This window comes from Paraburkholderia fungorum, from assembly GCF_003610895.1.
Lineage (GTDB): Bacteria > Pseudomonadota > Gammaproteobacteria > Burkholderiales > Burkholderiaceae > Paraburkholderia > Paraburkholderia fungorum_B.
Genome location: NZ_MCAS01000003.1, coordinates 125,706 through 138,195, shown reverse-complemented (window position 1 = coordinate 138,195; position 12,490 = coordinate 125,706). Strand labels below are relative to the sequence as shown.

The following is a 12,490-nucleotide window of genomic DNA, read 5'->3' as shown; positions in this document are numbered from 1 at the left end:
CAACATCACGCCAGCGCGTAGTCCGGCTGACGTGTCGGCTGCGCCGCATCGAACGCAGGATGCAAGCTGGCGTGTCGATAGACGGCGAGGCTCAACGGATAGTCGTTGAGATCGCAGCCCATTCGCTGCGCATTCGCGATCTGCGGCACAAGGCAGCAGTCCGCGAGCGTCGGCACCTCGCCAAAGCACCATGGACCCTGGCCGTACCGCGCAAGCAAGCGCTCCACGCCGGCCATCCCTTCCGCGACCCAATGCCTGTACCACGCGTCTTTCTGCTCGGGCGTCACCTCAAGAACCGTGTCCAGATAGCGCAGAACCCTGAGGTTGTTGAGAGGATGCAGGTCGCACGAGATCAGGTACGACAGCTCGAGCACGCGAGCACGCAACTCCGGCTCAGTGGGGATCAGGCAAGGGGTGGGATAGCGCGAATCGAGGTAGTCGATAATCGCGAGTGACTGCCCCAGGTTGAGATCGCCGTCCACCAGTGCGGGAACGGTCGACGAAGGGTTGATCCAATCGACGTACGCCGCATCCCGATGCTCGCCGGTTCGAATATTCACCGGTGTGTAATCGTGCGGCAGCCCTTTCAACCCGAGTGCAATCCGCACACGATAGGAAGTCGAACTATTGAAGAAACCGTACAGTCGCATCGCATTTACTCCGCATCAGACCACTCGCGCGCTCAGCTCGCCAAGGCGCTCGACGCCGGCGATCAGATGATCGCCCCCTTTCACCGGACCAACGCCCTCGGGTGTGCCTGTATAGATCACATCACCGGGTTCGAGCCGGAAGAACTTCGACAGATCCGCGACCGTCTCCGCGACCGACCAGATCAGATGTGATACGTCGCTCCTTTGCTTCGAGACGCCGTTTACGCTAAACCACAAACCGCCCTGCTCGAAGTGACCGACGTCGCTCGCACGATGAATCGGTCCGATCGGCGCGGAGCGGTCGAATGCCTTGCCGATTTCCCATGGCCGCCCCATTTCACGCATTTTCATCTGCAGATCACGACGGGTCATGTCGAGACCCACGGCGTAGCCCCACACATGATCGAGTGCTTCGTTCACCGGAATGTCGGCCCCGCTCTTGCCGATCACCGCGACGAGTTCGGCCTCATATTGGTAATCGGCTGTTTGCGACGGATACTTGAGTTCGAGGGTTTCGCCGTAGGCGACCGGCACCACCGCGTCGGCCGGCTTGCAAAAGAAAAAGGGCGGATCGCGATCGGGATCGAAACCCATCTCGCGTGCGTGAGCCGCATAGTTTCGGCCGACGCAATAGACGCGGCGAACGGCGAAGCTGTCGTCGCTGCCGACGACGGGAACGGCGACCTGTGGAGCGGGGGGAAATACGAATGCCATGCTGGTGGGCCTCTTTGTCAGTGTAAATGGCGGGCAGCGAACAGTGGACAGCTTCGTCCAACCCGGCTCGTTGCCGATAATTGTTTTATGTGCATCACGTGCGTTCTTCGCGCAACAGGTTCAGGGCGGACAACACCGGGCGGTCCGAATAGCTGAAGAGCACGCTATCCGCCTGTGCCGCGAGGCTGACGGGCTGCCACCCAGGCACCACGAACACATCGTGCGGCTCGAACGTGAATTCGCTGTCGCCGATACGCACGCTCCCGCGACCTTCCACGACGCAGTAGATGGTGGCGTCTGTGCTGCGATACGTCTTTCCGGCGAAGCCCGCAGGCAGGAACTGCATGAATGTCGCGATGGTCGGCATCGGCCAGCCGCCCGTGGTGGGATTCACGTAGCGCAGTTTCACGCCATCCCATTCGTCGGGTTCGCCGTTGTGGTACAGGGCGTCGAGCGCCTCGCGGCTTCGTTCATACGGATAGCTGAAGACAGGCGAAGTCGGATCGGTCACGCGATGCCGAACCGGCACCATGTTGTGGCCGAAGCGGGCAAAGCTGTCGCCTTCGGGACGCAGTACCGGTTGCATCGATTCCGGATAATTCTCCGCAAAACCCGCGTCGAGGGACGCGATCAACGGAATATCGAGGCCGTCCAGCCACACTACCGGTTCCCCTCCCTCCTCCACAGAGGGATTGCCGTGGTCGTGCCAGGTCCAGGACGGCGTGATGATGAAATCGCCCGGATGCATCGTCGTGCGTTCGCCATTGACCGCTGTCCATGCGCTGCGCCCTTCCACGATAAAGCGCAGCGCCGATTGCGTATGCCGGTGGCTCGGTGCGATCTCGCCCGGCAGGATCAGTTGCAAACCGGCATAGAGCGCCGGCGTGATCGCGGACTTTCCCGGCAAGCCGGGGTTCTGCAGAATAAGCACGCGCCTGACCGCCTCTTGCGCGCTGATGAGCGAACCGGCCTGCATGACGAGATCGCGAATCTGCGCGTACTTCCAGATAGCCGGCACGGCTTGCGGCCGCGGCGCTTTCGGTACGAGGTTGTGCAGTGATTCCCAGAGCGGCGCGAGGCGCTGCTCCGTGAGTTGCCCGTAATAGGCCGAACGCTGGTCGTGCAGCGAATTGCCTGTCATGTCCGTCTCCTTTCGTTGGCCAGCCTGAAGCGCTTCAGATTTCGACGAACACGCTGCCGTCCTCGATCTTCACGGGGTAGATCCGGATGTCCGCGGTAAGCGGCTCGCACATCGCACGGCCGTTGCGAACGTCGAACCGTCCCTGATGCAGCGGACATTCGATTTCGTGACCTTCAAGGAAACCGTCGCACAACCTGGCATGCCCGTGCGTGCAGATGTTGTCGGTCGCGAACACTTCACCGTCCACACCATAGATGGCCAGCTCACGTCCGCCCGCTTCGACTGCCACGACGTCGTCGCGCGGTACGGCGGCCCACTCGATTACTTTCATCCATTGCTTTTCCATGGCGGACCTCAAATCGGATAAATAAGCGAATTCGGGATCATTTCGCTGTCGAACACGCACAGCTTCGATGCAAACTTCAACCCTTCGCCGGTTCGGCGAATCGTGTCGATATAGCGGCCGACGTTGAATACAGACGACATCTCGTCCGGCTTGGTGCGAAATACGGCGTAGTTCGCCTCGGCCTCGATACGATCGCTGTCGATACCGACAATGCGTGGCGCACCGACAACGTGCCGTTGATAGTACGGATCGTGGAAAATCGTTTCCGTCATCCCGTAGACACGGTCCTTCAACATGCCCTGGCTTTCGAACGACAACGTCGCCAATGGAAGACCGCGATCGTAGTTCTCGCGCGGCTGCACCCGGTAGGTGCAATCCTCGACGAAGAAGCCGGGCCACTTCTCCCATTCGTTGTTGTCGAGCGCCGACGTATAGTCCGCATAGAGGGCGAGTACTTGCTGGTAGGTATTGAAGTCGAGCATCTCAGATCTCCATGACACGGCGCCAATAGTCGTACATGCCGCGAATCAGCGTTTCGGTCACCATATGGTCCGCATCGGCAATCTCGCGCCCGCCCAGTTCGGCGATCGTCCGATGAAACGGCTTCTGTTCGAATCCCTCTTGTGAGAACTCGATGACCTCGCCGTCGTCCGCCGACACGAAACCCGCGGGGCCGAAGAGATTGGCCTGCCGCAACCGGCGGCGCGTCATGTCCTCGCCGTCGTCCTCGAACCCGAAGTGCGTCCATACGAAATCGAACGAGCCGTGACCGTTTGGCTGGATGTGGCGCGTGGACACCGAGTTGACCTGCTGCTGGATGACGACGCTCGGAAAGACGGTCATCATGACGGCCGTCGGCGTGCCCCACCACGCCTCCTTGACCACATCCAGAAAGCGATCGTCGTGCAGCGTCATCTGCTCCTTGAAGCTGGACACGCCGCTCGTCACGTCGCCCTTGCCGGCGGCGCCGCGCGTCGAGATCATCGCGGCATGGCGAAAGTGCTCGTCCATTTTCAGTTCGGATTTGTTGTCGGCGCGCCAGAGGCCGAAGGTCACGAACCACGTATGCAGCAAACCAGGGTGATAAGGATCCTTGATATTCTCCTGCATCAGCTTCCAGTTGCCCGGAATACGCTGGCGGCTGTAGCCGAGTATCGTCAGCTTGCGGCCGTCGAATACACGATCGAAATAACCCAGGATCGTGGACCCCAGGTAGTCTTCCAGTGACGGCATGTCATGATCGAACGACGCAAAGACGACGCCGTTTCGTGTGGCGACATTCAGTCTGGTCAGTCCGTGCTCTTTGGGATCGAAGTCCGCGGGCATGCCGCCATTCACCTTGCCGTCGAGCTTGACGCCCCGGCGAAACGGCACTCCGACGAGATTACCCTTCAGGTCGTAGTTCCACTGGTGATAAGGGCACGTGAAGTCTTTGCGATTGCCGAATTTTTCCCGGCAAAAGCGAACACCGCGGTGCGCGCAAACGTTCTCGACGACACTGATCTGCCCATCGTTCGTGCGTGCGACGATTACCGAACGCTCCCCAACCACCGTGCGTTTGAAATCGCCTGGGTTTGGAATTTCGGCTTCGAGGCCGACGTAACACCAATGGCTCGCGTAGAAAAAACGCTCGAGTTCGCGACGGTAGATATCGTCGTCGGTATAGGCCGAGAACGGAATCCTGCTCGAACCCTCGCCCTTCCACTCGGGCTTCCTGAATATGATCGGCGCCTCATTCATGCGTTGTCTCCTGATCTGGATTCATGGGACGTGGACTTCGTCACACGCCGCTTGCGTAAAAGGCATCGGCGTAGATCTGTGCGGCAAGCACGCCTTTCTGGCGCAACAGGATGGATGCAGCCTCGACCATCACCGGCGCGCCCGCCAGATAAGCCCGCCAGCCCTTCAGATTCGCCCAGTCCTCGCTGACGGCCTGGGTCACCACGCCGGTGCGGTATGGTCCTCCGTTGCCTGCCGACGCGACCACGACGTGTACGGTCAGGTTCGGCAGCCGCTCTTTCAGTTCGTCCAGCCAATCAATGCCATACACGTCAGGCGGCGAACGCACGCCGAAATAGACATGCACGGGATTGGTCATCCCTTGTTCGGCCATGCCTCTCAGAATCGAAAGAATCGGCGCGAGACCGGTACCGCCGGCGATACAGATCACCGGATCGGCCGTCTTGCGGCGCAGATAAGCCGTGCCGAGCGGGCCACTGACGCGCACCGCGTCGCCGAGCTTCATCTGCGTCGCGATATATGACGTCACGCGCCCGCCGGGCACGAGCCGGATGTGATATTCGACCTCGTCGGCGTTCGGCGTGACCGCCATCGAATACGGACGAATATGACGTGGCGTGAACTGCAGCGTCGCATACTGGCCCGGTGAAAATTCGAATGGTTTCGGCAACGCGACGCGAACGCGCTTGATATCGTGCGTCATGTCTTCGATGCCGACGATCGTCGTCTTCAGGATCTTCGCCGGATGCACCACGATCTCGTCCATCTCGGGCAGCTCGATCGCGCAATCCTCGATGAGCGTGGTTTGACAGGCCAGGATGGATTGGCCGGGCGATGCGGGTGAATTGAGCTCGGCTGCACCGCTCACGTGCACATTGCCCGATACCACGCGGCAACGGCACGTGCCGCAGCGGCCTGCCTGGCAACTGTATGAAATGGGTAACCGGTTCGCACGCAACACGTCCAGCAGATTCTCGCCGGCACGTACATCAAGCGTGCGCCGCAGTGGCAGAACTGATACTTCCATGGCACCCGTGCCTCCCGGCCAGTCGATTGATGCGCCCATGATGCCGCCGGCATCGCTATTGATAAATAGAAATACCTTGATACGTCACATCACTGACAGTGATAATGCTGTCGGGCAGAGACGGGGACGCGCATGGAACTCCAGGACATCGATCTGAATTTGCTGGTCGTATTCAACGAATTGCTGCGCCAACGCCGCGTCTCGGCCGTGGCGAATACGTTGGGCATCACGCAGCCGGCCATCAGTAATGCACTCAACCGGCTAAGAAAGCTGCTCGGGGATGAACTGTTCCTTAGAACATCGAAAGGCATGATACCCACGCCCTTCGCGCAAACGCTTGCCGAACCCATTGGCTATGCCCTTGGCGCGATATACAACTCGCTCAACGCAACGTCGCACTTCGAACCCGCGTCGAGCACGCGCGCATTTACCGTTGCGATGACGGATATCGGGGAAATCTACTTTCTTCCCGCAATCATGAAGAAACTCGCGCAGGTCGCGCCGGGCGTCACCGTCAGCACGGTACGCAATCAGGCGGACACGCTGCGCGAGGAAATGGAAAATAGTCACGTCGACCTTGCCATCGGTTTCCTGCCGGACCTCACCACGGGTTTTTTTCAACGCCGCCTGTTCAGGCAGCGCTATGTCTGCCTGTTCCGCAAGGGCCATCCACTCGCCAAAGCCGGCATCACGACGGCGGCATTCAGTAAGGCAGAGCATGTTTCGATCGTCGCCGAAGGCACCGGTCACGGCATGGTCGATACCGCGATCCAACGTGCGGGCGTCGCGCGTCACGTTCGTTTGCGGGTACCCCATTTCGTCGCGGTCGGACACATTCTCCAGACGACCGACCTTATCGCGGTCGTTCCACAAGCCTATGCGGAACGAACGCTGACACCCTTCGGACTCGATACCGCCCCTTGCCCGATCAAGATTCCCGATATCTCGATCAATATCCTCTGGCACGCGAGGAACCATCGCGAACCAGGCAATCAGTGGTTAAGGCAACTGGTGTTCGACACGTTCTCGCAGTAGGTGCCGCTCGCGCGACGGATTCCAAACGGATCTACCACAGCTTGCGCTGGGCGAGAGCGGGGATGTTTGCCGCGCTTACCGGCCTGCCGACGAGAAAGCCCTGCACGAGATCGCAGCCCGCTCTACAGGCCTGCGCCAGATCTGCCATCGACTCCACACCCTCTGCGGTCACCGTCATGCCGAGGCGCTTTCCGATCCGGGCGCAAAAATCCAATGCGGCACGGATCTCACCGGATCTCGCTGCATCGTGGACAAATGAGCGGTCGATCTTCAGCTCAGTGAACGGACCGTTCACAAGCATTTCCAATGAGTTGTATCCGATTCCGAAATCGTCAATGGCCATGCCAAAACCGGCCATGCGAATCTGGGCAGCACCGTAGAAGAAGGCTCCCATGTCGGCGACGGGCCCCGTCTCCGTGATCTCCAGTGTCACGCCTGCCGGTCGGCCGCCCGCGGACCGGACCGCATTGATGAGTTGCTCGACAGCATGCTCGTCTTCAATGACGGACGCAGGGACATTAACGGAAATGGCGATGTCGTGGCCGTGTTCCGCCCATTGCGCCTGCCCCTTGGCCGCATGATGGAGAATGCCGTATGTCAGTGCCCCGATCTGCCCCTGCTCGATCACCTGCGGTAGAAAGGTGGCTGGCGCGATCTCCCCGTGACGGTGGTCACGCACGCGTGCGAGTGCCTCGACACCAATCATCATATTCGTCACAACCGACATCTTCGGCTGGTACACCGCGTAAAACTGGCCCTCGCCCAATGCTTCTTTCACATTGATGGAAATCCGGTTCGCCGGTTCATCGTCCGGCGCAAGCACCTGCGTGTCGCGCAAGGCGGCGGTTAAAACGTCAATCAGCTCAAAATCCTTAAGCGGCTTTGGTACGCAGTCGTGGATATTCAGATTCACTTCCCGCGCGAATTTCTTTACCGCGCGTAGCAGCGCCGCATCGTCGCAGCCGACCACGAGTATTCGCGGACGCGAATGTTTGTTCCGAAGATGGCGCATCAGCCGCATACCATCCATTTCCGGCATTGCGAGATCCGTGATCAGAATATCGAAGTCATTGTCGTGGAGAAGTGAAAGCGCTTCCATTCCGTTTTGCGCTTCCCGAACTTCCGATACGCCAACCTGCTGTAGTTTGTACCTTATCAATTCGCGTTGCGTGCTCTCGTTCTCGACGACAAGCACACGCACGTCTTCAAGCTTCATTTTTGCTTCCTTTGACGTGCTGACGCGGCTTTGATTATCGCAGGCCCAACCCGCATGCGGTGCCCTTGAGTCCTCGCTGAACGTGGCGATTCCGGTCATATTCACTCTGATCAATTTGCGCTGCGTGCGATCGATCCGCACTCTGCTTCAGTGACGCCACGCGCTGATGATCGCGGTAGCGAATATCCTCCATTGGAAAAATCGGCTTCAGATCAAGCCCGTCTCGAAGGCATAGCGAATGAGTTCGGTGTTCGAAGTAAGGTGAAGCTTCCTCATCGCGGTATACTTTTGCGTTGATATTGTGCTGACCGCCCGGCCCAACTGATCTGCGATCTGCACCAGCGAATGCCCGGCCGCATAAAGTCTCAGGACATCGAGTTCCTTGCGTGTCAGCTGTTCACCTTTGTGCATCATGCCGCCGTCGGCTTGATCCAGCATTGCTTTCGCCACGGGTGAGCAAAACTGTCCGCTGCCTCGCTGAACAAAGATGCAGGCCTGTATCACCTCGCTAAGCTCGTCCTCCTTGCAAACCACGGCATTGACCGATTGCCTCAATGCTCGTCGCAGGATGCCTGGGTTCTTCTGGGCGGTGAACAGAACAATGCCGCAGGCAGGTGCACACTCCCGGATCCTGCGCAGCAGCACGAAGCCATCTATCGAAAGATCGTCCCGACTCATGCTGAAGTCGGTCACCACGATGTCCGTAGGCGTCTGCGCCAGTTTCTGCAGCAGATCCACGCCAGACAGACACTCGTGAACGACTGTAAGACCAGGAACCTGGGTCACCAATGAACTAACCGCCTGGATCGCTATGGGATGGTCATCTGCAATCGATACCGTTATCTTCTTCATATCCAAGAATCAATTCAACCTGCAAGAGAAGACCCGCGATCTATCGTAGTTGAACTACCTTATCGCGATTCCGCCAACATCAAAAATCCTGATTCCTCGTCGCACAATTCTCGCTAACGACTCGATCTCTCCTTGTTTACGGCCACTGTTACTCGATCCTTTAGTGCCCTCGTCCTCTTCCTCATTCTCGCTATCGTTCTGCGGGCACCCGGAGAAATCCCAATGAACCGGCTTTGATGCGAGCGCAGGCGAATCACGGCAGATCCTTCGTCAACGTCACCACGTACCCTTCATCGCCAATGACAGCAATGCTCAACTTACTCGTGGGCGCCAGGGCCGAGCGATCAGGATTGTTTGCCGCGCGTTCTTTTGCCAGGCGAAACTCCATGTCGCCGAACGGAGCGAGCATATCGCCGGGCGCGGAAAACAAACCGTCCTCCTGCACCACGCCAAGACGGTCGACTGTCGCGAAGTACGGAGTCGGATTCCGGCACCGGACAATCACGACATCAGATTGTCTGGACGGCCTGCAGTCCAGGTTTTCGATCCACTCCGCGGAACCGCGTACCAGCTGCTGTGGGCGGAAGAAAATTTTCTGCCTGATTCTCACCGATACGTCCAGCACATTGCTGCTTCGGTGATCGACCTGAGGCGGAATCATTTGCGCGTTGAACCAGAAGATCGACTCCCGATCGAGAGGAAGCGATTGCTGGGAATAGACGACACGCAACGCTCTGGCTTCATTCGGCTGTAACCGTATCAACGGCGGCAGGATAACGAACGGCGCGTCAATTGTCGCGGGATCGGCTGCAATATCGCCCGCGTCCACCCACGCCTGCACCATGACCGGATAGGTGTTCTCGTTGTAAACCTGTAGCGAGGCTTCGCGCGAGGCCGACGGGAATATGAGACGCGTGGCGCTGATGGTCAGGCCTGCTCCGGCCTGCGCGGCAACGCCTTGCGCCGTCAAACCGTCGAGCAGAAGCACCGCCGCACACAGCGCCGGCATGAAGGCGTTGCCGCGGGGTCCCGGCGCTTTGCGCAGATTCGAAAGAACTGTCACGTTTGCCGCCTCACATGCTCGGCTTGGACAGCGCAAGCCTGTCCGAAGACGCGGATTGCGATGCCACCGTACCGGCCTGCGCGTCTGCCGCCTTACAAACGACGCTGGCGCGAATCAGCGTCTTGCGCAAATCCTGGTCTGAAATGTCGTAGGACAGCAGACATCGCTTTGCAGTCTGCCCCAGCGCAATCGAGAGAACACCGCTCGTGCTTTTCACCCGCGCATAGAGACGGCTGCCCTGGCCCACCACACCGACCTCCTTGCCTTGCTCGTCCATCACCCTCACGCCGATCGGCAGCCGCCTGCCCCCCTCGAGTTTGACGTCGAACAGAACCGGATAGCCGGTACGGGTTCTGAACTGGATCTTTGGAATTGCACCGGCGTACGGTGCGACGCGCTTTTGCGTCTCCTCCAGTTCGACGTTGCCTTGCATGCCGACTGGGTCCAGCGTGACCGTGTTATACCGGTATGGCGCAAGTGCTGGAATGATCCCGTAGCCGGCACCGTTGAGCGCCACGCCCGCCGCGTTCGTCAATCTCGCGCCGGCTGCGCCATCCGCCTCCACAATGCCGAACGTGTCGCCAACGTATGGACCGAGCAGGAGTCCGCCACGATGGGCAACCAGTGAACCGCGTGCATACGCCGAAAAAGCCGATGAATCAGATCCGTACGTGTAGCCCAGCCCAAAGGCACCTATCGACGTATTGCGCCCCACGGTGGCACCTGCGCTGGTCGTGTGGTAACCCGTGTCGCGCGACGCATTCAGGCTGTACGAGTATTCGTCGTTCGTGCCGGCGGTTCCGATCAGGCTCGACTGAATGACACTGCCCTGATCGCTGTAGCGGCTCACGCCCGATGTCAAGGTGGCGCCGCGGCCGCCGATGTCCAGAGGAATCGAGAACGACAGCATCGCAACCGTTTGCGCACGGCCTGCGCCGTTTATCGTCGCATAGGACTGCCGCGAAAGATTGAGGTTATAACTCACCCGTCCCAGTGAATTCTGGTAGCCGATCTGAAACTGGGTGCCAGGACTGTAGTTGTCGTAATAGTCCTGTCGAACCGCGCTAGCGTAGAGAGAACCATAGCCCCCCAACTGCTGGCTCAGCAACAGATCGAAACGGTTTTTCTGCCGGAACGTGCTGGAGCGAATCTGATTGCCCGTATCGTCCAGATAGTACGGAACCGCTCCCTGCGCCAGCGTGTCGGCGAGCGACCGGTAGCCTGAGGTCGAATAGCGGTATCCCGCCAGTGTCACGTTCGTGCCTGTCGACGAGAGCACGGTATTGTACGAAGCCTTGACTTGCCAGCCTGTCGCCGGCAAACCGCCAACACGCACGTGCGAAAAATTGACGCCCGCACCGAGCGCACCCGCGCGTGTCGCCAGTACGCCACCCGCCGCCATCGACACATAGTCATTGCCGGCGAGCTGCGCACCGGCGTTGAGTGTCAATGCGTTGCTGACACCGCGTTCGTAAGTGGCCTCGCCGAACCACACGTCGTTCACTCCGGTATAAGACGCGTGCGTGCGCCCCAAGGTCGCTGCATAGCGCGACAAGCCCGGACGCAAAGACGCGCTGACCGCCGAAAACGGCACGACGAAGCTGCGCACGCTCCCGTCCGCCTCCGTCACCTCGACGGTGAGGTCACCGGAATTGAGCGAAGGATAGAGATCGTCGAGAACGAACTGGCCCGGTGGAACAGAGGTCTCGTACACGATGGCCGACGCCTGGCGGATAACAACCCGGGCGTTGCTGTACGCAACGCCGCGCACGACGGGTGCATAGCCTTGCCGGTTTGGCGACAACATCCGTTCGTCGCTGGATATGCTCGCGCCTCGAAAGCTGATCGCGTCAAAGAGTGTCCCGCTCGTCGAGGTCTCTCCAACAATCAACTGCGATCGCCATTCCGGGAGCACTCGCCGGGCAAACGTATTGCCGTAACTGAACTCCGTGCCCCCGCTGCGCGAATATCGCACGCTTGAAGAATTGCGCAGCTGCCAAAGCCCGACATTCAGGCCATTCTGCAAGTTGAAGTAGGTGGAATTGAGTGAATAGTTCGCGCCTCGATAAGAATTGCTGTAGTAGCTTCCCGAGTAGTTGACGAAACCTGTCGGTTCACCGCCATTCCAGGCCGATGGCGGAACATAACCCTGCGGGATCCTTCGCAGCGAAGCCTGCGCGATAGTCAGGTCCAAACGCATGCGGGACAAATCGAACGACTCGGTTGCGCCTTTGACCGCGGCTTCGATCGAGCTGCAGCTCTCGTCTGACCATGGCATGGAGATGGCATCCTCAAGCACGTTTGCATCGACAATCAGCTGTCTTGTCAGACAGGCCGAGACGCGCCCCTCCGAACGACGGAATACCAGCGGCGCGGTCCTCAGAAATGTGCCGTTCACGTAGATATCCACGTCGTATCGGCCCGGTGGAACATTTCCATCTCCTTCGAATACCGAAAGATCGAGATTCGCCGCGTTCGCGCCGCGTAGAAACGCGCCATTGAACGTAATCGGCGCACGCGCGTCGCCACCTTTGACAGCGTCGGCATTGTCGTCCTGTGCGGCGCCGAGCGCGTACGGTGTCTGCGTTGCAAACGCGGCAAACAGCAGGCAGGCGTGTGCGATAGCCGTATAAGGGTTCAGGGCATAGCCTCGACGCTCCCTCCCGTTTTTTCTCAAGCCAACAACCGACATACGAAGTCCCTTTC

Annotated in this window: 12 protein-coding genes; 1 reads left to right on the top strand and 11 read right to left on the bottom strand. The window is 59.3% G+C overall.

The window, feature by feature from the left end; genetic code table 11:
* Positions 1-5 precede the first annotated feature (5 nt).
* From maiA to BCY88_RS04620, 7 genes are all read right to left on the bottom strand, one after another.
* Entirely contained in the window at positions 6-650 is a 645-nt protein-coding gene (maiA, locus tag BCY88_RS04650) for a maleylacetoacetate isomerase (RefSeq protein ID WP_120343116.1), read from the bottom strand.
* A gap of 15 nt (positions 651-665) precedes the next feature.
* Complete coding sequence (locus BCY88_RS04645; RefSeq protein ID WP_120343115.1) at positions 666-1,364, bottom strand: fumarylacetoacetate hydrolase family protein; 699 nt, start codon at positions 1,362-1,364, stop codon at positions 666-668.
* A 94-nt stretch (positions 1,365-1,458) separates the two neighbouring features.
* Complete coding sequence (gene gtdA / locus BCY88_RS04640) at positions 1,459-2,505, bottom strand: gentisate 1,2-dioxygenase (protein ID WP_120343114.1); 1,047 nt, start codon at positions 2,503-2,505, stop codon at positions 1,459-1,461.
* Positions 2,506-2,539: 34 nt separating this feature from the next.
* On the bottom strand, positions 2,540-2,851 hold the full coding sequence (locus BCY88_RS04635) for a non-heme iron oxygenase ferredoxin subunit (RefSeq protein WP_120343113.1): 312 nt from the start codon (positions 2,849-2,851) through the stop codon (positions 2,540-2,542).
* An 8-nt stretch (positions 2,852-2,859) separates the two neighbouring features.
* Positions 2,860-3,333 (bottom strand): aromatic-ring-hydroxylating dioxygenase subunit beta, encoded by a 474-nt coding sequence (locus BCY88_RS04630; RefSeq protein ID WP_120343112.1) that lies wholly within the window; start codon positions 3,331-3,333, stop codon positions 2,860-2,862.
* A 1-nt stretch (position 3,334) separates the two neighbouring features.
* Entirely contained in the window at positions 3,335-4,591 is a 1,257-nt protein-coding gene (locus BCY88_RS04625; RefSeq protein WP_120343111.1) for an aromatic ring-hydroxylating dioxygenase subunit alpha, read from the bottom strand.
* Between the two features lie 40 nt (positions 4,592-4,631).
* Entirely contained in the window at positions 4,632-5,618 is a 987-nt protein-coding gene (locus BCY88_RS04620; RefSeq protein ID WP_120343110.1) for a 2Fe-2S iron-sulfur cluster-binding protein, read from the bottom strand.
* A 132-nt stretch (positions 5,619-5,750) separates the two neighbouring features.
* Between BCY88_RS04620 and BCY88_RS04615 the strand changes: the two genes are divergently transcribed.
* Entirely contained in the window at positions 5,751-6,653 is a 903-nt protein-coding gene (locus BCY88_RS04615; RefSeq protein WP_120343109.1) for a LysR family transcriptional regulator, read from the top strand.
* A gap of 31 nt (positions 6,654-6,684) precedes the next feature.
* Here the strand turns inward: BCY88_RS04615 and BCY88_RS04610 are convergent, their stop codons facing one another.
* The 4 genes from BCY88_RS04610 to BCY88_RS04595 all read right to left on the bottom strand — a co-directional run bounded on the left by BCY88_RS04610 (position 6,685) and on the right by BCY88_RS04595 (position 12,476).
* A complete protein-coding gene (locus BCY88_RS04610) occupies positions 6,685-7,869 on the bottom strand; it encodes an EAL domain-containing response regulator (RefSeq protein WP_183081277.1) in 1,185 nt (394 codons plus the stop codon).
* Positions 7,870-8,076: 207 nt separating this feature from the next.
* Complete coding sequence (locus BCY88_RS04605; RefSeq protein ID WP_120343107.1) at positions 8,077-8,721, bottom strand: response regulator; 645 nt, start codon at positions 8,719-8,721, stop codon at positions 8,077-8,079.
* A gap of 253 nt (positions 8,722-8,974) precedes the next feature.
* Complete coding sequence (locus BCY88_RS04600) at positions 8,975-9,709, bottom strand: fimbrial biogenesis chaperone (RefSeq protein WP_183081276.1); 735 nt, start codon at positions 9,707-9,709, stop codon at positions 8,975-8,977.
* 85 nt (positions 9,710-9,794) lie between these two features.
* Entirely contained in the window at positions 9,795-12,476 is a 2,682-nt protein-coding gene (locus BCY88_RS04595; RefSeq protein ID WP_120343105.1) for a fimbria/pilus outer membrane usher protein, read from the bottom strand.
* Positions 12,477-12,490: the final 14 nt, after the last annotated feature.